The sequence below is a fragment of the Paraburkholderia sp. MM5477-R1 genome (assembly GCF_050436385.1).
Lineage (GTDB): Bacteria > Pseudomonadota > Gammaproteobacteria > Burkholderiales > Burkholderiaceae > Paraburkholderia > Paraburkholderia tuberum.
Window position 1 is genome coordinate 85,418 of the sequence record NZ_JBNDMC010000010.1, and the last position, 24,177, is coordinate 109,594.

General features: G+C 61.6%; 23 protein-coding genes and 6 pseudogenes. 19 read left to right on the forward strand and 10 right to left on the reverse strand.

Annotated features, from left to right (window positions below; translation table 11 throughout):
* Positions 1–68 precede the first annotated feature (68 nt).
* Positions 69–1,064, reverse strand: a complete 996-nt coding sequence (locus tag OKW35_RS44205; RefSeq protein WP_429555355.1) for a GlxA family transcriptional regulator — start codon at positions 1,062–1,064, stop codon at positions 69–71.
* A gap of 425 nt (positions 1,065–1,489) precedes the next feature.
* Between OKW35_RS44205 and OKW35_RS44210 the strand changes: the two genes are divergently transcribed.
* Positions 1,490–2,419 (forward strand): methyltransferase, TIGR04325 family, encoded by a 930-nt coding sequence (locus tag OKW35_RS44210; protein ID WP_429555356.1) that lies wholly within the window; start codon positions 1,490–1,492, stop codon positions 2,417–2,419.
* A 99-nt stretch (positions 2,420–2,518) separates the two neighbouring features.
* Here OKW35_RS44210 and OKW35_RS44215 read toward each other — a convergent pair whose 3' ends face one another.
* The 3 genes and pseudogenes from OKW35_RS44215 to OKW35_RS44225 form a co-directional block, all read right to left on the reverse strand.
* Entirely contained in the window at positions 2,519–3,229 is a 711-nt protein-coding gene (locus OKW35_RS44215; protein ID WP_429555876.1) for an IS6 family transposase, read from the reverse strand.
* A 199-nt stretch (positions 3,230–3,428) separates the two neighbouring features.
* Positions 3,429–3,878, reverse strand: a pseudogene (locus tag OKW35_RS44220) (transposase); the annotation flags it as partial.
* 112 nt (positions 3,879–3,990) lie between these two features.
* A complete protein-coding gene (locus OKW35_RS44225; RefSeq protein ID WP_429555877.1) occupies positions 3,991–4,365 on the reverse strand; it encodes a group II intron maturase-specific domain-containing protein in 375 nt (124 codons plus the stop codon).
* Between OKW35_RS44225 and OKW35_RS44230 the strand changes: the two genes are divergently transcribed.
* The gene (locus OKW35_RS44230) at positions 4,291–4,629 is read left to right on the forward strand and encodes a hypothetical protein (RefSeq protein ID WP_429555893.1); all 339 of its coding nucleotides are present in this window, start codon (positions 4,291–4,293) and stop codon (positions 4,627–4,629) included. The genes OKW35_RS44225 and OKW35_RS44230 overlap by 75 nt on opposite strands.
* A 13-nt stretch (positions 4,630–4,642) precedes the next feature.
* Here OKW35_RS44230 and OKW35_RS44235 read toward each other — a convergent pair.
* Positions 4,643–4,828, reverse strand: a pseudogene (locus OKW35_RS44235) (group II intron reverse transcriptase/maturase); the annotation flags it as partial.
* A gap of 92 nt (positions 4,829–4,920) precedes the next feature.
* Between OKW35_RS44235 and OKW35_RS44240 the strand changes: the two are divergent.
* The 3 genes and pseudogenes from OKW35_RS44240 to OKW35_RS44250 all read left to right on the forward strand — a co-directional run.
* A pseudogene (locus OKW35_RS44240) lies at positions 4,921–5,148 on the forward strand (DUF5372 family protein); the annotation flags it as partial.
* 43 nt (positions 5,149–5,191) lie between these two features.
* Positions 5,192–5,356, forward strand: a complete 165-nt coding sequence (locus OKW35_RS44245) for a hypothetical protein (RefSeq protein WP_244144848.1) — start codon at positions 5,192–5,194, stop codon at positions 5,354–5,356.
* Complete coding sequence (locus OKW35_RS44250; protein ID WP_429555357.1) at positions 5,346–7,568, forward strand: recombinase family protein; 2,223 nt, start codon at positions 5,346–5,348, stop codon at positions 7,566–7,568. Before OKW35_RS44245 ends, OKW35_RS44250 begins: the two co-directional genes overlap by 11 nt.
* A gap of 14 nt (positions 7,569–7,582) precedes the next feature.
* Here the strand turns inward: OKW35_RS44250 and OKW35_RS44255 are convergent, their stop codons facing one another.
* Positions 7,583–8,191 (reverse strand): reverse transcriptase N-terminal domain-containing protein, encoded by a 609-nt coding sequence (locus tag OKW35_RS44255; protein ID WP_429555358.1) that lies wholly within the window; start codon positions 8,189–8,191, stop codon positions 7,583–7,585.
* Between the two features lie 549 nt (positions 8,192–8,740).
* On the opposite strand from OKW35_RS44255, the gene OKW35_RS44260 reads away from it, so the two are divergent.
* Entirely contained in the window at positions 8,741–9,766 is a 1,026-nt protein-coding gene (locus tag OKW35_RS44260; protein ID WP_429551041.1) for an IS630 family transposase, read from the forward strand.
* 152 nt (positions 9,767–9,918) lie between these two features.
* Here OKW35_RS44260 and OKW35_RS44265 read toward each other — a convergent pair.
* A pseudogene (locus OKW35_RS44265) lies at positions 9,919–10,479 on the reverse strand (IS5 family transposase); the annotation flags it as partial.
* Positions 10,480–11,703: 1,224 nt separating this feature from the next.
* Between OKW35_RS44265 and OKW35_RS44270 the strand changes: the two are divergent.
* Together OKW35_RS44270 and OKW35_RS44275 are read left to right on the forward strand one after the other, a co-directional pair.
* A complete protein-coding gene (locus OKW35_RS44270) occupies positions 11,704–12,006 on the forward strand; it encodes an ArsR/SmtB family transcription factor (RefSeq protein ID WP_018424976.1) in 303 nt (100 codons plus the stop codon).
* An 83-nt stretch (positions 12,007–12,089) separates the two neighbouring features.
* Positions 12,090–13,148 carry an alkene reductase gene (locus OKW35_RS44275; RefSeq protein WP_429555359.1) on the forward strand — a complete coding sequence of 353 codons (1,059 nt, stop codon included), beginning with the start codon at positions 12,090–12,092 and terminating at the stop codon, positions 13,146–13,148.
* Positions 13,149–13,239: 91 nt separating this feature from the next.
* Here OKW35_RS44275 and OKW35_RS44280 read toward each other — a convergent pair whose 3' ends face one another.
* A complete protein-coding gene (locus OKW35_RS44280; protein ID WP_429555360.1) occupies positions 13,240–13,767 on the reverse strand; it encodes a GNAT family N-acetyltransferase in 528 nt (175 codons plus the stop codon).
* A gap of 150 nt (positions 13,768–13,917) precedes the next feature.
* On the opposite strand from OKW35_RS44280, the gene OKW35_RS44285 reads away from it, so the two are divergent.
* The 4 genes from OKW35_RS44285 (at position 13,918) to OKW35_RS44300 (ending at position 17,163) form a co-directional block, all read left to right on the forward strand.
* Positions 13,918–14,565, forward strand: a complete 648-nt coding sequence (locus OKW35_RS44285) for a VTT domain-containing protein (RefSeq protein ID WP_429555361.1) — start codon at positions 13,918–13,920, stop codon at positions 14,563–14,565.
* 120 nt (positions 14,566–14,685) lie between these two features.
* A complete protein-coding gene (locus OKW35_RS44290) occupies positions 14,686–15,138 on the forward strand; it encodes a MarR family winged helix-turn-helix transcriptional regulator (protein WP_184065162.1) in 453 nt (150 codons plus the stop codon).
* Between the two features lie 45 nt (positions 15,139–15,183).
* Positions 15,184–15,762: an isochorismatase family protein gene (locus OKW35_RS44295; RefSeq protein WP_429403379.1), complete on the forward strand. Its 579-nt coding sequence runs from the start codon at positions 15,184–15,186 to the stop codon at positions 15,760–15,762.
* 51 nt (positions 15,763–15,813) lie between these two features.
* Positions 15,814–17,163: an MFS transporter gene (locus OKW35_RS44300; protein WP_429493704.1), complete on the forward strand. Its 1,350-nt coding sequence runs from the start codon at positions 15,814–15,816 to the stop codon at positions 17,161–17,163.
* A 40-nt stretch (positions 17,164–17,203) separates the two neighbouring features.
* Here OKW35_RS44300 and OKW35_RS44305 read toward each other — a convergent pair.
* A pseudogene (locus OKW35_RS44305) lies at positions 17,204–17,468 on the reverse strand (LysR family transcriptional regulator); the annotation flags it as partial.
* Between the two features lie 230 nt (positions 17,469–17,698).
* On the opposite strand from OKW35_RS44305, the gene OKW35_RS44310 reads away from it, so the two are divergent.
* Both OKW35_RS44310 and OKW35_RS44315 read left to right on the forward strand, forming a co-directional pair.
* Positions 17,699–19,102 carry an MFS transporter gene (locus OKW35_RS44310; protein ID WP_429555362.1) on the forward strand — a complete coding sequence of 468 codons (1,404 nt, stop codon included), beginning with the start codon at positions 17,699–17,701 and terminating at the stop codon, positions 19,100–19,102.
* 149 nt (positions 19,103–19,251) lie between these two features.
* Positions 19,252–19,368, forward strand: a pseudogene (locus tag OKW35_RS44315) (type II 3-dehydroquinate dehydratase); the annotation flags it as partial.
* A 37-nt stretch (positions 19,369–19,405) separates the two neighbouring features.
* On the opposite strand, the gene OKW35_RS44320 reads toward OKW35_RS44315, so the two are convergent.
* Positions 19,406–20,485 (reverse strand): hypothetical protein, encoded by a 1,080-nt coding sequence (locus tag OKW35_RS44320; RefSeq protein ID WP_429555363.1) that lies wholly within the window; start codon positions 20,483–20,485, stop codon positions 19,406–19,408.
* Positions 20,486–20,604: 119 nt separating this feature from the next.
* On the opposite strand from OKW35_RS44320, the gene OKW35_RS44325 reads away from it, so the two are divergent.
* The 5 genes from OKW35_RS44325 to OKW35_RS44345 all read left to right on the forward strand — a co-directional run bounded on the left by OKW35_RS44325 (position 20,605) and on the right by OKW35_RS44345 (position 24,177).
* Positions 20,605–21,510 carry a LysR substrate-binding domain-containing protein gene (locus tag OKW35_RS44325; protein ID WP_184065174.1) on the forward strand — a complete coding sequence of 302 codons (906 nt, stop codon included), beginning with the start codon at positions 20,605–20,607 and terminating at the stop codon, positions 21,508–21,510.
* A 98-nt stretch (positions 21,511–21,608) separates the two neighbouring features.
* Positions 21,609–22,283 (forward strand): HAD-IA family hydrolase, encoded by a 675-nt coding sequence (locus OKW35_RS44330; RefSeq protein WP_429555364.1) that lies wholly within the window; start codon positions 21,609–21,611, stop codon positions 22,281–22,283.
* A 34-nt stretch (positions 22,284–22,317) separates the two neighbouring features.
* The gene (locus OKW35_RS44335; RefSeq protein WP_429555365.1) at positions 22,318–23,466 is read left to right on the forward strand and encodes a DSD1 family PLP-dependent enzyme; all 1,149 of its coding nucleotides are present in this window, start codon (positions 22,318–22,320) and stop codon (positions 23,464–23,466) included.
* 95 nt (positions 23,467–23,561) lie between these two features.
* On the forward strand, positions 23,562–23,876 hold the full coding sequence (locus OKW35_RS44340; protein ID WP_429334619.1) for an RNase A-like domain-containing protein: 315 nt from the start codon (positions 23,562–23,564) through the stop codon (positions 23,874–23,876).
* Positions 23,877–23,883: 7 nt separating this feature from the next.
* A complete protein-coding gene (locus OKW35_RS44345; protein ID WP_429555366.1) occupies positions 23,884–24,177 on the forward strand; it encodes a contact-dependent growth inhibition system immunity protein in 294 nt (97 codons plus the stop codon).

Below are 24,177 nucleotides of genomic sequence, written 5' to 3' on the forward strand. Positions count from 1 at the left end.
CGCCCGGACCGCCGCGCGCAACGCGGTCTCGTCTCGCTCACGCGTCCGCTCTTTCGTCCGCTCTTTCGTCAATTCTTTCGTCGGTTGCGCGCCCGGAACTCGGTGGGCGACATCGAAAGCTCCTTGCGAAATAATTTCGAAAGCCGTTCTCCGTTGCTGAGCCCCGTTCTGCGCGCAATCTTGTCCACCGGCAGATCGCTGTTCGCCAGCATCTTGCAGGTGAGGTCGAGCCGTGCATGAAGAAGGTACTTCGAAGGCGTGACGCCGACCTCGCGCTTGAACAGCCGCAGAAAATTGCGCTCGCTCATCGCGAACATCCGTGCCGCGTCGCCGACCGATATCGGCTTGACGCAGTTCTGCACGAGCCACCTCGCCGACGCACGCGCTTTCTCCGCGAGCGTGCTGTCATCGGCCTCTTCGAAGCTCGACGCTAGCGAATGTCCGCCAGCCGATCCGAGACGGTTTGCGACGCGCACAGCCAACTCGGCGCCAAGATCCGTCTTCACCAGCGCGAGCGAAGTCATCAAGGCCAGATCGCGGTCATCTCCGCAGACGCTCGCCGACGAAGACTTCAGATGAATACCATGCCTCATCGAAGGCCATTCGCGCGGCGTCACACCGGCTGCCGACAAGACCATGTGACCGTTCCCGATGGCGGTCACGTTGATGCTTTTCGTCGATACCAGCCGCAGCAGATCGATCAGCATGTCGTCGGCCGAGGCGCGCGCAACGCCACTTCCGCCGGGAACGAAGAGGATGTCGAGACGATCGACATGACGCGCGGGCAGATGCTCTGTCCACACCGGCATCGATGACGAACACGACACCGCGCCCCCACGAGCCGAAACGAGGTTCACGCGATAGGTCATCGATTGATTCGGGTCTTCCGATTGCAGCTCGTTGGCGACATGCAACGCTTCAGCGAGCGTGCCGGCATCGAGCAAGGAAAAACCCTCGTACAAAATGATCCCGACATGCTTGACCTGTTTTTCCTTCTGCGTCGGGTAAGTGCTTTTTCTCGGACTTTCAAGCGGTACGTACGTGTCAGAACAGGTTGGCGTCATAGAGCCTCCGGGTCGGTACTTTCCCACCGGTCTCGCGGAAAGAGGACGGGACTGCTGTCGCGATGGACGTCGATTTTTACCTTGACAGCTATATCATTGGTTTTATGCAATAGAGATTACAGGCAAGAAAAAAATTCGTCGAGAGCCTAATCCAATTAAAAAAAAAATACCAATTTTTTCGCGTGACAAATGACATCTCTCATCGTACGGAAATAAGCCGATGTGGAGGTGGCGATCAAAAACGTCACCAAAAAATCGCATTGATTCAGAAAATCACCCGACGTTCTGGCGTATTTGATCGCACCCACGCTCGAAACCAACCTCGCCGTTGCGGCGGCACTATCCGGCCATTGTCATGCCTTATTCCGCCAGTACTCATTGAGCGAAGCGCATTCAACTAAGATGCCCCGCAGTGCACGTCTGTCTTGCAGAAGAGCGAAGGTGAGCACGCGGCGGCAGCGAAATCACGCGGTCGCCTGCTCTTATTTGCCAGATGGAAAGCTCCTCGTGCGCTCACCGCGCTTGATGAACACACGTCGGAAAATCTGAAAATGCCAACTTCGAGCCGTCTGTTTTCGCCGACTTATTGGCGATCCCGTTTAAGCGCAGAGTTCAGCGGCGACTGGGCGACCTGGTCGGCTGCGCGCGCAGCCGCGAGCGGCTACGACGATCCCGTCATACTTCAACGGGTACATGCATCGGCCTTGAAGGTCAAGCGCGGCGAAGCTGCGTTCGAACGCGACTCGGTCTGCTTCGACCAGGAAACATTTCGCTGGCCGCTGCTCGACTGCCTGCTTCACGTCGCGATTGAGCGGAGGGGCAATCTTCACGTCGCCGATTTTGGTGGATCGCTCGGCAGCTTTTATTTTCAGCATCAAAAGTTTTTAGCGAATATCGAAGGCTTGCAATGGTCCATCGTCGAGCAGAGCAATTATGTTGAAGTCGGCCGGCAGGATTTCGAGGACGGCACGCTGAAGTTCTATTCCACATTGACGGACGCGGCATCGAGAAGCGCGGTTGACGTGACCTTGTTCTCCGGCTCGCTGCAATATCTCGACGATCCATTCGAAACGCTCCGCCAGGCCGCGCAGTTATGCGATTGCATCGTGATCGACCGTACCCCATTCATCGACGAGCGCGACGATCGCATTGCAGTTCAGCGCGTGTCGGCGTCAGTTTTCAAAGCGACGATTCCTCACCGCTTCTTCGCGAGGGAGAAATTCGATCGTTTTATGAAAGGGCTCGGCTTCACGTCCTTTTGCGAATGGAACGGCTTTGATCGTGCGGACAGCAGATCTCGCTATCTCGGTCTCATGTACCGGAAAACCGATCCGGCCGTGCAGCCCGACGTGTGACGATAGTGAAGACGAAAAGATGCGAATGCTGACTCAACTTTTCTTGGCTCCGGTGCAAATAGCCGGTCGGAACGCTTTTATGGTTATAGATAGGATATCTTATTGAGTGGAGAGGACGGCGTTCCAGACAGCGGGGGCAGCCGTATCTTTGAGTCGCAGGCAGGCAACGCCAAATTGTCCTTTGCGAATGCGATGCATCAACTCAATGCCCGCGAGCGTGATCGCGGCATTCCTGAAACGTTTGAAGCCGAGCATGGTCTTCGTCCGGGACTTTATGTTGCGATGGTCCTGTTCGATCAGGTTATTCAAATACTTTGAGGATCGAATCGCGGTATCCTCCGGCAGCAGGCCGTCGACCTTCATTTCGCGCACCGCACGGTGCGACGCTGCATAACCATCGAGCGTGATGGTCTTCGGCGGTTGGCCCTGATGTTTGATGGCCTTGCTGAAAAAGGCTTTGGCCGCCTTCACGTCGCGCTTCGCGCGCAGCATGAAGTCTACCGTCTGGCCAGCCCGATCAACCGCCCTGTAGAGATACACCCACTTGCCGCGAATCTTCAGGTAGGTCTCGTCGACGCGCCACGATCGTCCTGCGGGTGTGCCAAAACGATTCCAGCGCTTGACAAACTCCGGCGCATAGCGCTGCACCCAGCGCAGGATCGTCGTATGTGCGAGCGACAAACCCCGTTCGGCCATCATCTCGACAAGATCCCGCAGACTGAGTTTGTAGCGCAGGTACCAGCGCACACACAGAATGATGATCTCGCGATCAAAGTGTCGACCATCGAACAACTCGTCAAGACTCTTCAGCTTACTCATCGGGCGGCCATCAGTTCGTTCAGTCCCACACCTTAACCGATTTCACGTCGCCATTTGCACCAGAACCGATTAATTGACCGGGCTGCCGAGCTTGCAGATGGGATGGCGCGGAATTTTTCTGGATGACGAAGTAAATGAGGATCGGTTTCGGTGAATTTGGCTCTGGAGCGAGCCTCACTTATCGCATCTTTCACACACATGACGGATTGCCCCCATGAACCGGCCGCAATAGATTTCGCGCAATCACCAGGTTCGCCAAGGCGAACAGACTGAACAGTTGCGCCGTGTTCTTGGCCAGCCCCTTGTAGCGCACCTTGCGATGATGGAACAGGTTCTTGACAATATGAAACGGATGCTCGACCCGCGCGCGAATCTGCGCCTTGGTTCGCTCGACCGCAACCACCAGGTCCTTCAGCGGACCGTCCTGCATCGCCTTGATCTTTCCGCGCTTGGCCGCCACGCGCCACTTCAGCGGCTTGCCCTTCATTTCGTCGCGTTTGTCCACGCCGATGTAGCCCGCGTCGCCGAACGCTTCTTGCTCATGTCCGTGCAGCAGGGCATGGGCCTGCGACACATCCGACACGTTGGCCGACGTGCCAACCACGGTATGCACCAGGCCCGAATCGGCGTCGACACCGATGTCGGGTAGCGGTAGCGCATTACTGCGCCACCGCCCCCTAAGAACCGGACGTGCGAGTCGCCCCGCATCCGGCTCAAGCCATTCACCAGCACCAGCTTTGGTAACCGGGCAATCAATCGTCAGTCGTAGTTCGACGGCGGGCAAAGTAAGACGACCACGCAGGGTCAAACGGATTGGCGTGGCCACGTACCTTCACGTGACGGACAATCGGAACCGCCGCAGCCCGAAACAGCCGGGTTACCCCGTGGGCTTGTGACCGGGCAGTAAACGCCCAGGTACGGTTCCCCTCTACGCGGAAGTATTTGTTTTTCACCCAGCCCGCGCCTTTCGTGGGGTGCCGACGCATCGCCCATTTCCACAAGAGGCGCCAGATGTGAGCATCTACCGACGTAAAATGAGATTTTGAGACCACATGGCGGTGATACATGGCCCAGCCCCGAATCACCGGGTTGAGCTGTACGATCAAATTCCGCTGTGTGGCGCTCATGTGCTGTCTCACGATTTTCCTTACCTTTTCCAGAAGTGCCTTCACACTTTTGTTGGCCGGTTTGATAAGCAGCTTGCCCGCGTACTTGCGGACATTCTGCCCAAGGAAATCGAACCCATCGGCAATGTGGGTGACTCTGGTTTTCTCTTCCGAAAGTTCCAGGCCCCGAACAGCCAGGAATTGCTTGACCGCAGGGAGTACGTTCTGCTCCAGAATGTCTTTTCGACACCCCGGTCACAACGAAGTCGTCCGCATACCGGTTGACGTTGATCTTGAACTTTCGGCGCGCGCGTTCCGTCGGTCCCACGCTTGCATCTACTGCCGCCTCCAGTCCGTCCAGCGTCATATTCGCGATGACGGGTGAGATAATGCCCCCTTGCGGTGTCCCCGCCTCAGTCGCGAACAGGGTTCCTTCGTCGATGAATCCGGCCTTCAGCCATCGTCGCAGGACAACCTTATCCATCGGAATGTGTTGAAGAATCCAGTCGTGGCTAAAATTATCGAAGGAAGCCACGACAGACTACCCCATCCCACGACGTTCCTGAATCAGTCGTCATCACACGAGCTGGCCATCCGTTCGAAGGCCAGCGCCTACAGGTCATCAGCCGACGGCAACGCGCCGGCCGATTACACTTTCTGCTGATCCTGCCCGACGAGTCCCGCGGGCTTATTCCCATCGACTGGACCGACTTCCCAGCGTCCACAGCCAACGGCGTCACCATCGCCGCCGCTTCGCGAGCCGACGCCATCGGTTCACTCGCCGATCTTCTCCGCGCTCGCGCGATCATTGACGCTTTACTGCGCCAGACGGAACAGGAGAGCGACGATGCAACTGAACCTGCCCCTAGCGGACCTGCCGTCGGACGACGGCAGCCTATGGGAACAACTGGACCAAACGGCGCGCGACGCGGTGATCGACGCACTCGCTCGCGCAATCGCAAGGGTCGTGACGCAAAGCCGTCAGGGCCAGCGGGAGAACGATGATGAGTGAGGCCAGCAGCAAGATTAGTCCCAGTCATTTGCAGCGCACCGCGTTCGTCTACATTCGCCAGTCCAGCGCCAACCAGGTTGAGAACAACCGTGAATCGACGCAACGCCAGTACGCGCTCGCCCAGCGAGCCACCGCCCTCGGCTGGCCCGAGCAGCACGTCTGCGTAGTTGACGACGACCTGGGGCTTTCGGGGGCCACTACGGCAAGCCGCGGCGGCTTCGCACGCATGACTGCCGAAGTCGCACTCGGGCACGCCGGCATCATTCTCGGGCTCGAAGTGTCACGTCTGGCGCGCAACAATTCTGACTGGTACCGGTTGCTCGACCTTTGCACCATGACCGATACGCTTATCGGCGACGCCGACGGCGTGTACAACCCGGCGCTTTTCAACGATCGTCTGCTTCTCGGCCTGAAGGGCACGATGAGCGAGGCCGAACTGCATACCCTGCGTGCGCGTCTCGACGGTGGCATCCGGAACAAGGCTGCACGAGGCGAACTGCGACGAGGTCTGCCTACTGGAATGGTTTGGGGCGAGGCTGAAGGCGAGGTGCGACTGCATCCGGACGAAGCCGTTATCAGCGTGCTGCGTGCGGTGTTCGCCCGCTTTAGCGAGTTCGGCACAGCTCGCCGTGTCTGGCTATGGTTTCGCGCAGAGAACCTATCGTTCCCGCTGCAGCTCAACTACAGCACCCCTGAAGCGATCCGCTGGGTCGCACCGACCTACATCGCGATCTACAACGTGCTCACCAATCCGGTTTATGCTGGTGCCTACTGTTACGGCAAGAGCCGCAAAGAACGCTATGTCGACGAGCACGGTGTGCTCAAGACACGGATACGACGCCTGCCTCAGTCGCAGTGGTCCGTGCTCATCCGCGATCATCATGAAGGTTACATCGATTGGGCAACCTACGAGACCAATCAAATGCGTCTGGCTACCAATACCAAGCCCCGCCCCCACGAAGCCGGCGGCGCCGTGAGAGAAGGTACCGCCTTGCTGCAAGGTCTGGCAACCTGTGGCCACTGCAGCCGCAAACTTCGAACTCACTATCGTGGAACCAACCAGACGCCTGGTTACCACTGCTCGAACAAAGGGATCGAGAATAGTCGCGGCGTCTACTGCCTTAACGTCGGCGGCCTGCAAATCGACGCGGCAGTTACTCAGGCCTTTCTCCATGCGGTTGAACCCGCAGGCCTTGAGGCTGCCGTACGCGCGGCTGAACGTCTCGAAGCTGATCATGATGCCGCGCTCGCGCAGTGGCGCCTGAGCGTTGAACGGGCGCAGTATGAAGCACAGCGTGCCGAGCGGCGATACCGTGCCGTGGATCCCGAGAACCGCCTCGTCGCACGCGGGCTCGAAGCGCAATGGGAGAAGCAGTTGTACGAACTCGAGCAGGCACAGCAGGAGCTTGCCCGTCGTGAACAACTTCGTCCGCGAACATTGAGTGCTCAGGAACGACACAACCTGCTCTCGCTCGGCCAGGATCTCCAGCGCTTATGGGAGGCGCCGAGCCTCGCCGTGCGCGACAGGAAGCAGTTGCTGCGCACGCTACTCGAAGAGGTTTCGATTACCGTCAATCGCGAACAATATCAGGCTCATCTGAAGCTGCGCTGGCGCGGCGGCAAGCTCACCGAATGCGATGTTGCACTACCTCGCTCGCGTCCTGCCACCATTCGCACCGACGAAGATACCCTGGCATTGGTACGTCGACTCGCGCAGCACTATCCCGATGCGACCATCGCAGGCATCCTCAACGCGCAAGGCCGTCTGAGCGCACAGGGCCTTCGTTTCAACCAGAACCTTGTTGGCAACCTGCGCCGTCACTGGAAGATTCCCTGCTTCGAACCACCGGCTGAACGGCCTGAAGGAGAACTGCTCAGCATTCGCCAGGCCGCCCGGGTACTGTGCACCGCACCGTCGACACTCCACCGCTGGGTCAACGCCGGCTTCATCGCTGGCGAGCATCCCACGACCGGCGCACCTTGGCGCATCCGCATCACGGAAGCGTTGCGTGGCCTCTTTGTTGATAGTACTCCTGATGGATACGTCGCCATGCAAGTCGCAACGCGACGACTTGGCGTTTCCCGTCAAACGGTGTTGCAGCGTGTAAAGCGCGGCGAACTCGACGCCGTACTGGTCCGTCGTGGACGAGCCAAAGGCTTACGTATCAAGGTCGTCAACGATCAGCCGGACTTCTTCGAACGCACTTCATGAACCAAGGGGCATTGCTATGAGAGATCCAAACAACCACGAATGTCTCCTTCCAGAATCCACTCCGGCGACTTACGCTTGGCTAGAGTGGTAAAGCAGCATTCGATAGCATCGGCAGTCGAACGTTCGGGCCGAAACCCGTACGAGTTTGGATCCGCCAAGGTCTCCGCGATGGGCTCCAACGCGAGCTTCCATAGTGCCTGCATTGCTCTGCACAGCATGCGGGGAATTCCGAGCGGACGCTTTTTGCCATTGCTCTTGGGGATGTAGATGCGCCGAAGCGGCAACGCACGGTAACCGTGATGTTGCATTGCTTCCATCCCTTTCCATCTGGCCGCCGGATTCGACCAGAGCTGGCCATCGATACCCGGCGTTCTCTTGCCACGATTCTCAGTCACTCGTTTCGCGGCTAGCATTTTGCCGCTGTGCGAGCGGGTCAGCAGACGCTGCAAGGCACTGACCTTGCCCCATCTGCCTTCCTTGGTTGCCTTGGCGATACGCGTCTGGAGTCGCTTCACCTCATCCTTGATGCGAGGCCAATCGGCCTGAAGCCACATGCGGGTGGGGCGCGAGGGCGCACCAGCCCCGATGGCCTCCGCTTGCGCAATGCCTCCGGTTGCCGTCATCTGCTTTCCCTCGTGTAACGATTAATCAAGTTCTCTCGCCATGAATGACCACGCGGAAGTCAGCCCGCTTTCGCGTCGGACGATGTTTCAGCCCGTATCTCGACCATTACAGCCGGGCGTTCGCTTTTTCCGCAATCCTCTATCCGCAGCACTAACAGCGTTCCTTGCGGTTCACCTGCCGTTGCCGGCAGCGCTACGGACTTACCCTGTTCCGCATGAATTTCAGAGCGGGGCGGACCCCTCCTATCCGCCGGCGGCGTTCTGTCCACGATGGCCCAGCACACAGAGGCCATACCTTGCCGCGTGCCATTTTGGCTCAAGCCTGTCAGCACATTTGGCTTGTACAATGATGACGACGTTTATCAGAGGTTCACATATGTTGGTCGTTGCCACTCGTCCCTAGTCCCTCACCACCTTTGTGCTGGCAGATTCCGCTTCTCCTCGCGGGTCGGCGTACCGAAACTATCGGCAGTTACTAACCAGTGCGTACGTAAGCGAACATAAATCGACGCCATGGTCTAAGCTTTAAGGGGTTTAGGGAGAGGCGAGATGCGAGAGGACGACGGCCGGCAGCTTTCACATGCAACGCTTGAAGAGATCCGTATTCGTGCGGTCAAGCGCGTCGAAGCTGGCGAGTCGCCGGAGGACGTGATCCGCACGCTCGGATTCTCGAGGGCGCGTATTTACGAGTGGTTGGCGGCCTGGCGCGAAGGGGGCATCGAGGCGTTACGAGCCAAGGCAATCCCTGGTCGACCGATGAAGCTGTCGTCCGAGGCTATCCGCTTCGTCTATCAGACGGTCACAACGAAGAACCCAATGCAGATGAAGTTCGAGTTTGCATTGTGGACGCGAGACATGGTGCGGGAGTTGATTCGCGAACATTTCAACGTCAGGCTCTCCGAGGTGTCGGTCGGTCGACTGCTGCGCAAGCTCGGGCTTTCGCCCCAGCGACCGCTTGCGCGTGCGTACCAACGCGACCCTGAACTGGTCGAGTCGTGGATGCGGGACGAATACCCGGCCATTGTCGGGCAGGCCAAACACGGCGGGGCACAGATCTTCTTCGTCGACGAATCGACGGTACGATCGGACTATCACAGCGGCACGACCTGGGCGCCGGTCGGTCAAACTCCGGTAGTCGAAGTCACTGGCGCGCGCTTCAAGGTGAACCTGATCTCAGCGATCAGCCCGCGTGGCCAACTTCGCTTCATGTGTTTCGAAGGCAGCTTCAAGATCTCCGTATACGTCGACTTCGTCAAACGGCTGATGCTCACCGCCGATGCGCCTGTCTTCCTGATTGCCGATGGTCATCCGGTACATCGTTGCAAAGCGATCCGGCAGCTTGCCGCGGAATCAGATGGGCGCCTTTGTCTGTTCTTCCTTCCTGCTTACTCGCCAGACCTGAACCCGGACGAGTTGGTATGGGGTTATCTCAAACATCACAAGATCGGCAAGCTTGCCATCAAAGGTCCCGGGCATCTCAAGCAGCGTGTTCGAGCGGTTCTGCGCTCGTTGCAAAAGATTCCGGCTTTGGTCCGATCCATGTTTCAACATCCGTCAGTCCGCTACGCGGCTTGACCCATGTCCGGTTACTTTGTTTCGGCTTAGTACATTGTCCCCAGAGCTTCACACCGCGCCGTTACCGGCTCCGCATGTCTGGGTAGGGAACGGTTGATGGAACAACCGGTTTAATCACAACGAACTGCTCGTTGAGTTAAACAGAAATTCAAGCGACTTTCAGGTCGCACGTGGGCCTTCATCCCAAAGTGCCATTCGTTTCCCTTCTTCGTCTGATGCATCTCCGGGTCGCGGCTCTTCCCGGCGTTCCTGGTCGACGGTGGCGCTTCGATGATCGTCGCGTCGACCAGCGTCCCTTCCTTCATCATCAGCCCGCGCTCGCACAGCGAGATGCCGATCTCGTCGAACAACTTGCGCGTCAGATCATGCTCGACCAGCAGGCGACGGAACTTCAGCAAGGTGGTCGCATCTGGCACATTCTCGACCGCCAGGTCGATACCGGCGAAGGCGCGCAGCGCGATGCTGTCATACAACGCATCTTCCAGACCTTCGTCCGACAGACCGTACCACTGCTGCAGAAAGTAGATGCGCAGCATACGCTCCAGGCCGATCGGCGGCCGACCTCGCCCGCCCTTCGGGTAGTGCGGCTCGATCGCCGCCAGCAAGCGCGGCCAAGGCACGACGCGCTCCATTTCGGCCAGAAAGCGCTGGCGTCTCGTCACACGTTTCTTGCCCGCACTTTCCGCTTCCGCAAAGCTGATCTGCCGCTTCATCGTCGATCGTCCGTCCCGTGAATTTCTTCTACAACGCCCTCGACCACATCTGCGATGACGGTCGCACCAAATAAATCAGTGTTTCCTTAGCGCAAGTCAACGCCTCTTATTGTCGGCTCGACGCGAATTTTCTTTAGCATCTGACGCTTTTTGCTCAGTCTGGCCGGTAGCAACGATGTGCGCGGCGTGGTTCCGAGGTTTTCCCCGCGACAGGCTACCGGTCGGAAGGGTCCGTGCGGCTCAGGGCGCGTACAACTCTTCTGCAAGGGCGAAGCCGATAGCCCGCGTCGTCAACGATAACCTGCGTCTCACAACTGTCCGGGCTAGCATAAGCGTCACGCGCCGCCACCAACCTCGGCCGGCCGTTCCTGCCGTCGAGGCGTTCGGCAACTCATCGACAGCCGTGAACATCCAGTTCTACAAGCACGGAGGCATCTAGAACGGAGGCACAGGTCGAAATGTGAGTCTCAATGTCAAAGACACATGCTCTCGCCCCGAGGGGGTGCCGTCATGTCAAAGCGTCAACGGCTCGTTGCAAAGTTAGCCGGCCTTTTGTCGTGTGAAGGCCATGGGCCGGGGCTCTTCAGGTTTATTCAACGCCTGCCCGCAGATGCCGGCGCCAGCCCCACGAGCCCACGGACATGGGCAGACGTCGAACAAACCTCAAGATCGAACAAACCTCAAGATCACCCGCCTCTCCCGGATCAAGCCACATCGCTAACTACGGACGAACCGTCCCTACTCGAGCCGAAGATGGCGACAACATTCAAGCAACGCTGAGATGCCCCAAAACGCAGTGTCGGCCCATCACCCAAATCCTAGACTGAAATCGAAAGCAGAATGAAATTCTCGGGCAAGTCGTTACTGGACGCGGCGAGTGCAGACATTAATTTAGGAATCCGACGATTTTGCGACGCACTCCGGCGCCGTTTTCAACCTTTATCCGCATACCCACCGCCGTAGGACGGACAAGACAATTACCAATTAGAACAAGTACATAACTGACAATTTCCACCATGTGGGACGATAAGTGCGCTCTTTTTTGTGCGTTTCGAGCGTGTCTGCGGAAGTGCGGACTTTTTTGTATGTCGATACCTATCGCCCCATCCGCAGTAGTGTTTTCACCCATATCGCTAAGTTCCGATATATGATTCGTTCTGTAGCGATGCATGTCGCGCACGCCATGCGGCGTGCCGGTTGCCGAATCACCTGAAAACCATCCACATGACGCCCGATTTCGACGCGATCCACAAAGCGCTGGCCAACCCGGTCCGCCGGGAGATTCTCGGCTGGCTGCGCGAGCCGCACGCGCATTTTGCCGATCAGGAGTTGCCGCTCGACCACGGCGTGTGCGCGGGCAAGATCGACTCGCGATGTGGCCTGTCGCAGTCCACCGTGTCGGCGCACCTGGCCGCGTTGCAGCGCGCGGGGCTCGTCACGTCGAAACGGGTTGGTCAATGGGTGTTTTTCAAACGCAACGAGCCCGTCATTCAGGCGTTCCTCGAATACATGAACACGAAGCTCTGAGCGCCGCATTCGCATCGCCGCGCTTCCTTTTTCACGCAGTTTTTTGAGGCTCGGGCCTTGCCCGCCGCCAAAGGTGAACTCTTATGCCGACTCTTTTCGATCCGCTGCAAATTGGCGATATCACGCTGCCGAACCGCATCATCATGGCGCCGCTCACGCGTCAGCGCGCCGAGGAAATCCGCGTGCCGAACGCGTTGATGGCGCGCTACTACGCCGAGCGCGCGAGCGCCGGTCTGATCCTCAGCGAAGCGACATCGGTCACGCCGCAAGGCGTCGGCTACGCCGAAACGCCGGGCATCTGGTCGCAGGAGCAGGTCGAAGGCTGGAAGCTCGTCACGCAGGCCGTGCACGACGCGGGCGGCAAGATCTTCCTGCAACTGTGGCACGTCGGCCGTATTTCGGATCCGCTGTTCCTGAACGGCGAGCTGCCGGTCGCGCCGAGCGCGATCGCGGCGGGTGGTCACGTGAGCCTCGTGCGTCCCGAGCGTCCGTTCGTGACGCCGCGCGCGCTCGAGCTCGATGAAATCGCCGGTGTCGTCGAAGCGTTCCGCAAGGGCGCGGAAAACGCCAAGGCCGCGGGCTTCGATGGCGTTGAAGTGCACGGCGCGAACGGCTATCTGCTCGACCAGTTCCTGCAGGACAGCACCAACAAGCGTACCGATGCCTACGGCGGCCCGATCGAAAACCGCGCGCGTCTGCTGCTCGAAGTCACCGACGCGTGCATCAGCGTGTGGGGCGCAAACCGCGTCGGCGTGCATCTCGCGCCGCGACGCGACGCGCACACGATGGGCGATTCCGATCCGGCCGCAACGTTCGGCTATGTCGCGCGCGAACTCGGCAAGCGCAAGATCGCGTTTATCGCGGCACGTGAAGCGCTCGGCGACGACCGCCTCGGCCCGCAGTTGAAGGAAGCGTTCGGCGGCCCGTATATCGCGAACGAGAAGTTCACCAGGGAAAGCGCGCAGCAGGTGCTCGACTCCGGTGAAGCGGATGCGGTGGCCTGGGGTCAGCTGTTCATCGCGAATCCGGATCTGGTGCGCCGCTTCGCTGAAGATGCGCCGCTGAACAAGCCGGTCCCGGCGACGTACTATGCGCGCGGCGAAGTCGGCTACACCGATTATCCGGCGCTCGAAACGGTGTAATCGGTAGCGACAGCGGGCTCATGTCCGCTGTATGAAATGACAAAGCGGCGGGCGTGACTGAATTCCAGTCACGCCCGCCGCTATTTGTGCGCTAGACAAGCTCGCGCCGCATAAACACCCGTTTCGATTCATCGAGTCCGCGCGCGATATGCGCGTCGCGCCGCGCGAGCAACGCCGCGTCGAGCTCCGACGTGTCGAGATCGCGAAACCCGAGCCGCCGGTAATACGGCGCATTCCACGGCACGTCGCGATACGTCGACAGCACCAACTGTGTCAATTGTCGCGCGCGCGCGATTCGCGCGACCTCTTCGATCAATGCCGCGCCGATGCGCCTGCCCGCGTGCGAGCTCAGCACATCGAGTTCCTGAACGTAGATGCGCGTCGGCTGCGGCTCGAACATCACGAAGCCCGCGCAGATCCTCTGCTGGTCGAGCGCGACGATGATCTCGCGCGCTTCGATCTTACGCTCGACGACCTCGCGCGCCATGGGCGGCGCGTCGGCAATCCCGGTCATGCCGACGCCGACGAAACGCTGGCCCGCTTCGAATTCGATGGCACGAATCGTTTCGGCATCGTGCAAAGCGGCAAATCGGAAGGTGATGGCGGAATCGTGCGACATGGCGTTGCGTCCGATGAAGACCGCCCGAGTTTGACATCGGCACCGCAACATCGACAAGCGGCATATGGCATAAACTCGCGCCAGCGCCCTGCACGCATGCTCGCGGGACTACACTCATCACATCCGAACGCCACCCGAGGCCACGCCAAGATGAACCTGATGAACGTGCTGCAGATCGCGCTGCACCTCGACCAGCACCTGAGCGCGCTGATCGTGCAGTTCGGCACGGCAATCTACGCACTGCTGTTTGTCGTCGTGTTCGTCGAATACGGTTTTCTGCCGCTGTTCTTTCTGCCCGGCGATCCGCTGATCTTCATCTGCGGCGCGCTCGCGGCCACCGGCGCATTGAACGTGTGGGTCATCGCGCCCGTGCTGTTCGTCGCGACGGTGGCCGGCAGCAGCGTCGGGTACGCGATCGGCCATGCGGTCGGCGACAAGGTCTATACCCGCAACTACTACTGGCTCAATCGCGATGCGCTGCGCCGCGCCCACGTGTTCAGCGAGACGCGCGGCCGCCTGACCTTCCTGCTGTCGCCGTTCATCGCCGTGGTGCGCACGTTCGCGCCGTTCGCCGCGGGCGTGTCGCGCATGACGTTCTCACGCTTCGTCGCGTTCGTCACCGCCGGCGCGGCGCTGTGGGTGGTCTCGCTGATCGCGGGCGGCTATCTGTTCGGCAACGTGCCGGTGGTGCGCGAGCATCTGAGTTCGCTGGTGTTGCTGGGCCTCGCGCTCGGCGGTGCGATGCTCGTCGGCGGAGCGGTATGGCGCTTTTTCAACCGGCGCATGCGGGCGCGCTGAGGCCATCGTGGCGACGTTTCGGCGTACGGCCTCCCGCCACCTCAAAACTTGACCCGGGCGAGATACGAAGGTAACCTTATCAGGAAACCTTCACATCATGTCATCGCACGAGTTCACCGCATGACCCAATCCCCTCCCGCAGTTACGCCGGAAGAACTTCATACGCTCGCCGAAGATCTGCGCGTGCTGGCGGGCAAGCTGCGCCGGCGTCTGCGCGAAGAGTCGCATGTCGGCGACTTCACGCCGTCGCAGGTGCAGGTGCTGAACTTGCTGGAACGCGAAGGCCCGGCCACCGTCACCTCGCTCGCGCGTGCGCACGGCATGCGGCCGCAGTCGATGGGAGAAACGCTCGCGGTACTGAAAGCCGCGGGGCTGGTCAGCGGCACGCCCGATCCTAACGATGGACGGCAGACGGTTCTGTCGCTGACACCCTCCTTTCGCAAGAAGGTGAAGGCAAGCCGCGCGGCACGCGAAGACTGGCTGTACCGCACGATTCAAACGCGTTTCACGGCAGCCGAACAGCAACAACTCGCGACGGGCGTCGATCTGCTGAAACGCCTCGTCGATTTGTAACTCGCGATTCGCGCACACGCGTCTCGCCACTCGCAGGAGCACTTCATGGCACTCACGACTCTCGACGCCAAAACCGCACTGGTCGTCGTCGACCTGCAGCGCGGCATCGTCGCGCTGCCCACCGCCCCCCATCCGGCCCGCGAAATCGTCGAACGCTCGGTTACGCTGCTCGATGCGTTCCGCCGCCACGGCCTGCCCGTCGTGCTCGTGAACGTCACCGCCGGCGCACCGGGCCGCACCGACCAGGGTCGCCACTCCGCCGACTTCCCGCCCGGCTTCGCCGACCTTCTGCCCGAACTGAAGCAGCAGCCGTCGGACCATCTGGTCACGAAGCGCACGTGGGGCGCCTTCACGAACACGGACCTGGCCGCGTATCTGCAACAGCAAGGCGTCACGCAAGTGGTGCTCGTCGGTATCGCGACCAGCATCGGCGTCGAATCGACCGCGCGCTTCGCGAGCGAGGCGGGCCTGAACGTCACGCTCGTCGTCGACGCGATGACCGATCTGAACGCCGACGCGCACGGCAACAGCATCACGCGCATCTTCCCGCGCCTCGGCGAAACCGGCACGACGCGGGAAGTGCTCGATCTGCTCGAACGTTCGCGCGCTGAAAGCCTGAATTGAAGCGGGCCGCTACCCGCATGCGCCCCACCCCGCGTTGAGGAAACCCCTGCCGTGAGCACCACGTTCCGTTCGCTGCGCATATTCAACTATCGTGTCTGGGCGAGCGGCGCGATCGTCTCGAACATCGGCACATGGATGCAGCGCACGGCGCAGGACTGGCTCGTGCTCACCGAGCTTACGCATCACAACGCGACGGCGGTGGGCATCGTGATGTCGCTGCAGTTCGGACCGCAGATGCTGTTGCTGCCGCTCACCGGCTACGCGGCCGATCACTTCGACCGCCGCAAGCTGCTGTTCGCGACCCAGGCGGCAATGGGTACGCTGGCGCTCGCGCTCGGTCTGCTCACGGTCACGGGGCTCGTGCAGCTATGGCAGGTCTACGTATTCGCGGGCCTGCTCGGCTGCGTGACCGCGTTCGATTCCCCCGCACGCCAAACCTTCGTATCCGACCTCGTCGGCGAACGCGATCTCGCGAATGCCGTCGCGCTGAACTCCACGTCGTTCAATGCCGCGCGCATGCTCGGGCCAGCGGTCGCGGGTCTGTTGATCGCGTCGGTGGGCAGTGGCTGGGTGTTTCTGATCAACGCGCTTTCGTTCGTCGCCGTGCTCGGTGCACTGCGCATGCTGCGGCTGGACCAGTTACATATCAAGCCACGCAATGTGCGCTCGCGCGGCAGCTTCGTCGAAGGCTTCAAATATGTCTGGACACGCCCCGATCTGAAGGCGGCGCTCCTGATGCTGTTCCTGATCGGCACCTTCGGCCTGAACTTCCCGATCTTCATCTCGACGATGTCCGTCACCGCGTTCCGTGCAGGCGCGGGCGAGTACGGCGTGCTCAGCTCGACGATGGCGATTGGCTCGGTCACCGGCGCTCTGCTGGCCGCGCGCCGCGCGCGGCCCACCATGGGGCTGCTGCTCGGCGCCGGCGCGATGTTCGGCGTCGGCTGCACGGCGGCTGCGCTGATGCCGAACTACGTGCTGTTCGGCATCGTGCTGATCGCGATCGGCGTGTCGACGCAGACCTTCACCACCTCGACCAATAGCCTCGTGCAACTGACCACCGAACCGGCCATGCGCGGCCGCGTGATCGCGATCCTGCTCGCGATCGCGCTCGGCGGCACACCGCTCGGCGCGCCGGTGGTCGGCTGGGTCGCCGACCGTTTCGGGCCGCGCTGGGCGCTCGGCGTCGGCGCTGCATCGGGCTTCGGCGCCGCGCTCGTCGGACTTGTCTATCTGATGCGATACCGGCAACTGCGTTTCTATCGCGAAGGCTGGCGCCTGCGTTACAGCATCGAAGATCCGCGGCCCGTCACGGCCACCACGGTCGTTCCCGACTCCGTAACGACGGTTCAGCGTAGCGAGCTGGACGAGGCGGAAGAGGATACGGCTTCGAGCGTGTAAAAGCGCAAGCGTGTGAGCACCGGATCCTGGCAGGCGCAGCTCAGAGTCCGCCCACGCCGCGCGTCACCCGTGCACACGGTCCGTGCGTCAGTTGCTCCCTGAGAAACTCGATGCACACCTGAATCCGCGCCGACGACGACAAGCGCTCGGCCGTCACCGCCCACACTCCCGTATCCCTCCTTCGCCCACTGCACGACGATGTCGCTCAGATTCGACGCGACCGTGCCCGTCACCTTCACGCTCCTTTCGCCATGCGGCCCGCTCAGGCGCCAGACCCCGAAGCGGTCGTCGCGGCCGCGAAACAGTGCGGCAAGGGGCAGTCGCTTGAAGCCGGTTTGAATGCAATGCCCGGCGCACTCAGGCCGTGGTTAACCCGGAGTGCGCCGCGCCAGCTCGTGACACGCGTCGATCCATCCCGTTGTGCCGCACCGCGGCAACGAGACCAGGAAAATCCTGGCTTGCGCGGCGCCCGTTTAAAGGCGCCAATGATTCAGCCGTAGAAGCTGACAAAAACATTTCCCATTCAGGAGACGTCATGCAAACGAACGCATCGGCAAGCAGCGGGCATAGCTCGCAGGCGCGCAAGGCTACCGCCAGCGGCTGGATCGGCTCGGCACTCGAGTACTACGATTTCTTCATCTATGCGCAGGCCGCCGCCCTGATCTTTCCTCAGCTGTTCTTCCCTTCCGGTAATCCCAAGATCGCGATCGTCGCATCGCTCGCAACCTACGGCGTCGGCTACGTCGCGCGGCCGATCGGCGCGGTCGTGCTCGGGCACTGGGGCGATACACACGGGCGCAAGAATGTACTGCTCGTCTGCATGTTCCTGATGGGTCTGTCGACGATGGCGGTCGGTCTGCTGCCGACCTATCAGCGCGTCGGCTTTCTCGCGCCGGTGCTGCTCGTCGTGCTGCGACTGATCCAGGGTTTCGCGGTCGCTGGTGAAATCTCGGGCGCCAGTTCGATGATCCTCGAACACGCGCCATTCGGGCGACGCGGCTTTTACGCGAGCTTCACGCTGCAAGGCGTGCAGGCCGGCCAGATTCTGGCCGCCGCGATCTTCCTGCCGCTCGCCTATTTCATGAACGACGCCTCGTTCAATGCGTGGGGCTGGCGCATTCCGTTCCTGCTCAGCGCGGTCGTGCTGATCGCCGGGTACATCATCCGCCGCGAAGTCGAGGAAACGCCCGCGTTCGAGAAGGAGGACGCGAGCGGCGGCGTGCCGCGCTCGCCGATCGTCGAAGCATTCAAGTACAACTGGGGCGACATGCTGCGCGTCGTGCTGTGCTCGCTGATGAACGTGATCCCGGTCGTCGCGACGATCTTCGGCGCGGCGTACGCGGTGCAGCCGTCGTACGGCATCGGCTTTTCGAAGAGCCTGTATCTGTGGATTCCGGTGATCGGCAACATCGTCGCGGTGCTGGTGATTCCGTACGTGGGCAATCTGTCCGACCGGATCGGGCGGCGTCTGCCGATCATCGTCGGCGCTCTCGGCGCAGGGCTGCTTTCTTTCGCGTATCTGTACGCGATCAGCATCCACAACGTGCCGCTTGCGATGGTGGTGTCGATCCTGATGTGGGGCGTCATCTATCAAGGCTACAACGCGATCTTCCCGAGCTTCTACCCGGAACTGTTCCCGACCCGTTCGCGCGTCTCCGCGATGGCGATCGGCCAGAACATCGGCACGACGATCACCGCGCTGCTGCCGGCGCTGTTCGCCTACGTCGCGCCGCCGGGATCGCACAACGTGCCGCTGACGATCGGCGCGATCACGTTCGCCATCACGATCGTCTGCGCGATCGCCGCATGGAGCGCGCGTGAGAACTTCCGTGTGCGGCTTGGCGACCTCGGCGAAAAGAACGTCGTGCCGCTCGACAAGCTCAGCTACGACGCAATGCGCGCGCAGAGCATGGCCGACGCGAAAAAGGCCGCTGCTTGAGCCCGCTTGCCCTTTAACGCGTCTTGATCAGGACTTTCAGGGAACCCGCTCATGAACCGCACCCGGATCGCCGTCGCCGGCGCGGGCACGTTCGGCTCGCTCGCGGTACCGACGATGCGCCTGAAGACCTACGCCAAAGCCGCGGACCGCGCGAAGCGTTCCGGCATCAGTCGGTGTTCGCGGAGATCGTCAAAGGACAGATTTGCGGCTTCGGCGTGGACAGCTATCTGCTCGGGCTGCGCGCGGCGGTATCGGCGGCGGGCTAGCCACGGGAATGCGCCGCGCGGCGCTGGCCTCGCACGGCTAGCGCCATGTTTCGGTCAACTCGTTGGCCAGCACCATCTTCTGGCGCACCGCCTCGACGAAGGCCGCGTCGATGCCCGCCTGCGCCTTCAGGAATTTAAGCGCGGCGGAATGCACGGCGCGCAACGCGCCGCCGTCGATGCCCGTCATACGCGCCGCGCCGCGGCGCGTTTCCTCGACCAGATCGCGCGCGCTCGTGAAGTCGGGCGACAAGCCGCATTGCGCGTCGAACGCGGCGCGCAGACCGGCCGCGTAGTCGCGCGACTCGCCGAGCCGCTCCATATCGATCAGCAAATCGACGCCCGCGCCCATGCGCAGCGCGCAGAGGATCCACAACGCAATGAACGCGCGATACGCGTTGTCGCTGTCCACCGTGCGCGCGAATTGCTCGCAGGCGACGGCATACGCGTCATCGGGCATCGACGGTAGCGGCGGCAGGCGTACGCCGCACACGCCGATGGCTTCGCGCACCAGCGGGTCCATCTGATTCAGACCGAGCACGCGAAACGGCGCGGCGACAAAGAATGCATTGCTCCACTGCTGCCGCAGCATCCAACCCGATGCGAACTGCGATGCGGGATTGCGCAGCACGCCCACGTGCAGCGCCTCGGCAAACGCGCGCTTCAGCCACGGCAGACGACCGCCCGTGCGGCAAAACTTGAAGACGGGCACGCGGCCCTGCTCGATCGTGTGCTCGCCCAGCGCACGCAGATAGGCCTGCAGTGACGGGAATGTCGCATCGGGATCGCGCGTAAAGCGATCGATGCTGAAGCGCCGGTCGTAACCCGCCACGCCGCGCGTATCTTCGCGCAAAAACGGGCGGTATTCGTCGAAGTAGGGTGCGGCGAGCGGCGGGTGCCCCGAGGTCAAGGTCGGCCGCGAGGCGGGCACGTCGGCGGGTTTGAGATCGGCGAGCACATTGCTGAGCGGCTCGTAAAAACCGGCCGCGCGCTCGTGTTCGCGCAGCCGCGACCACACCCACGTGCCCGCGCTGCGCCAGCCCGTGTGCAGAAAAACCGCCTGTTTCAGCGGAGTATTGGGCGTGGCGTCGTACGCGGACGACTCATGAGGCAACGGCATGGGACTTCTCTTCCAATGATTGGATCAATAGACTGGAAGCGCCACTTTACCCTGTGATCGATCCGGACGCATTATGCTGCGAGATTCCCCGCTCCCGCCATTGCACCCAGCTCGCATCCATGAACGATTCGGCCGATATCCGCTTCCTGCTCACGCTGCGCGCGAGCGGCAGCCTGATCGCCGCCGCGCGCCGACTCGCGCTGTCGCCGTCGGCGGTCACGCAGCGCCTGCAGCAACTCGAAAAGAAGCTCGGCATGCAGCTCGTGAACCGCAGCGCGCGCCGCCTGCAATTCACCGACGAAGGCCTGCTGCTGTGCGAGCGCGGCGCCGAACTGATCGAGCAGTTCGACGCGCTGTTCGACGATCTGCAAACGCGCCGCGGCGGCCTCGTCGGCACGCTGAAGATCAACGCGCCGCTCGGTTTCGGACGACGCCATCTGGCGCCGCTGATCGGCGAGTTCCAGCAGCAGAACCCCGACATCGACGTCGCGCTGACGCTGTCCGACCGGCCGTTGACCGAAACGCTCGATCGCTTCGATATCGTCGTGCATATCGGCGAGCTGCCGCCGTCGAACCTGGTCGGCTATACGATCGCGCCGAACGCGCGCTTCGTCTGCGCGGCGCCCGCGCTCGTCAGGCGAATCGGCCAGCCCGAATCGCCGGATGCGTTGAGCCGGCTGCCGTGCATCGTGCTGCGCGAAAACAATGAGGACGTATCACTGTGGCCATTCAGCAAGGGCCGCACGCGCCGCAGCGTGCGCGTGTCCGCGCATCTGAGTTGCAACGACGGTGACGTGATCCGCCAATGGGCCTGCGAGGGACGCGGCGTGATTCTGCGCTCCGAATGGGACGTCGCCGAGGATCTTGCGAAGGGCAAACTCGTGCGTCTGCTGCCGGGCTGGAAAGCGCCGGACGCGAACGTGATCGCGCTCACGCATCAGCGGGCGGGACTGCCCGCGCGCACGCGCCATTTCATGCAGTATCTGCAAGGCCGCTTCAGGCCGTTGCCACCGTGGCGGCGGTGATTCAGTCCATCTGAATCTAACAGTCAACCTGTCTGAACGCTGAAGTACTATCGAAAACCTATAATTGACTCATCCTCAACAGCCGGCCCCATGCAATCATGACTGCCGCCGCCCATTCCACCGACACCCCCGCCTACCCCGACGCGGTCCTGTTCGACCTGCTAACCGCCCTGCTCGACTCGTGGACCTCATGGAACCGTGCGGCAGGCTCCGACGAAGCGGGCCGCGCATGGCGTGCCGCCTATCTGCGTCTGACATACGGCTGCGGCCGCTACGTTCCCTACGAACAACTGGTGCGCGAGGCCGCCACGCAAGTCGGTTTGTCCGAATCGGCCGCGAACGCGCTCGAGGCGAACTGGCTGAACCTGACGCCGTGGCCCGGCGCGCTCGGTGCGTTGCACGCGCTCGCGCCGCACTGCAAGCTCGCGGTCGTCACCAATTGCTCGACGCGGCTCGGCTCGCAGGCGGCCGCGCTCTTGCCCGTGCGCTGGGACGCGATCGTGACCGCCGAGGAAGCCGGCGTCTACAAGCCGGCCCCGCAACCGTACCGCCTCGCGCTCGACAAGCTCGGCGTCGAGCCGCGCCGCGCCGCGTTCGTCGCCGGCTCGAGCTACGACATGTTCGGCACCGCGGCCGTCGGTTTGCGGACCTACTGGCACAACCACGTCGGCCTGCCGCTCGTCACGGGAGCGCAGGCGCCCGAGGTCGAAGCGGCATCGCTCGATGGGCTGGTGCCGTGGCTCGCAGGCTTTGGCCGCGATCGTCGTCACTGAATCTCCAACCTCACCTCGCTCCTCAGGTGCAAACATGAAACTCGAACAGATCGAAACCCCGGCCGCGCTGATCGACGTCGCGCGGATGCAGAAGAACATCGCGCGGATGCAGGGGCTGATGAATGCGCTCGGCGTCGCGTTCCGGCCGCACGTGAAGACCACCAAGTGCATCGACGTCGTACGCGCGCAGATCGCCGCCGGCGCACGCGGCATTACGGTGTCGACGCTGAAGGAAGCGGAAGCGTTCTTCGCGGCCGGCGTCGACGACATCCTGTACGCCGTCAGCATGGTTCCGTCGAAGCTGCCGCGCGCGCTCGCGCTGCGCCGCCAGGGCTGCGAACTGAAGCTCGTGGTCGACAATCCGACCGCCGCCACGGCGATCGCCGCGTTCGGCGACCAGCACGGCGAAACGTTCGAGGTCTGGATCGAGGTCGATACGGACGGACATCGCTCGGGCATCCAGCCCGAACAGCAGACGCTGCTCGACGTCGGGCGGATTCTGCACGAGAACGGCGTGAAGGTCGGCGGCGTGATGACCCATGCGGGTTCGAGCTACGAGTTGAATACGCCTGAGGCGCTCGCCGCGCTCGCGGAGCAGGAGCGCGCGGGCTGCGTGCGCGCCGCCGAACGGTTGCGCGAGGCGGGCATCGCGTGTCCGGCCGTCAGCATCGGTTCGACGCCGACCGCGCTCGCCGCGCGGCATCTCGAAGGCGTCACCGAGGTGCGGGCCGGCGTCTACGTGCTGTTCGATCTGGTCATGCACAACGTGGGCGTTTGCACGCTCGACGACATCGCGCTTAGCGTACTCACGACCGTGATCGGTCATCAGGAAGACAAAGGCTGGGCGATTCTCGACGCGGGCTGGATGGCGTTAAGCCGTGATCGCGGTACGTCGCGGCAGTCGCACGATTTCGGCTATGGGCAGCCGTGTTTGCTCAATGGCACGTTGCTGCCGGACTATGTCGTGAGCGGCGCCAATCAGGAGCATGGGATTCTTGCGGCGGTTCCGGCCGATGCGCGAGCCGATGCACGGACCGAAGACATCGCGCAGCGCTTTCCGATCGGTATGAAACTGCGCATTCTGCCGAACCACGCTTGTGCGACCGGCGCGCAGTTCCCCGAGTATCACGCGGTTGCGCCGGACGGCAGCAGCGTCGAATGGCAGCGATTTTACGGCTGGTAGGTCGGCGGCTTCAAAACACTCCCGGCGCACTCGGCACACTCAAGGAGAACCAACGGCTTCTGCCAAAATCATCCATCGCCCATAGACGGACGTGAATCCCGCCGTTAGCGTGGAATCTCCACAGGAATACAAAGCGCCGGGTTGTTTCATCGTTCACTGATCTACAAACGGCAGAGTGGGCGATTTCCAAGGTCATACAGGACAACGCGGCCCGGATAACGACGTGGGCGCAATCTCATACCGGTTCCATACGACTGGAACTGACGGGCGATGCAGGTAGGCAGGTAGGGTACGGGGTCATTCGCAAGACGGGGGAGATGGTGAATCTGAGCAAGGTTCACATGTTCTTGATCCGGAAGGAATATAACGGCATGCCATACTACGTCCTGACCGCCTACCTGATGCCATGAGCTTACTGTGAAAGACGAATCACCTTACCCGAATCTGGATTTTCTGATTCATGGCTATTTCAATGAAGATTTCGATTTATGGGGCAATGACGTACAGGAAATTGTCACGTGCTTCAAAAAAGAGAGCGACAAGACCCTTCATAAGTTAGTCGTGGATGAAATCGATCGTTTTGCAAGCGACCATTCCGCCAACCTGGACAGATATTTTGAGGAAATCTATGGCCTCTACGTTGATCCCGAACCGTGGGGCCACACGACCGCCTCATTTCTCGATGAAGTGAAGCGTCTCCTGAGAGAATAG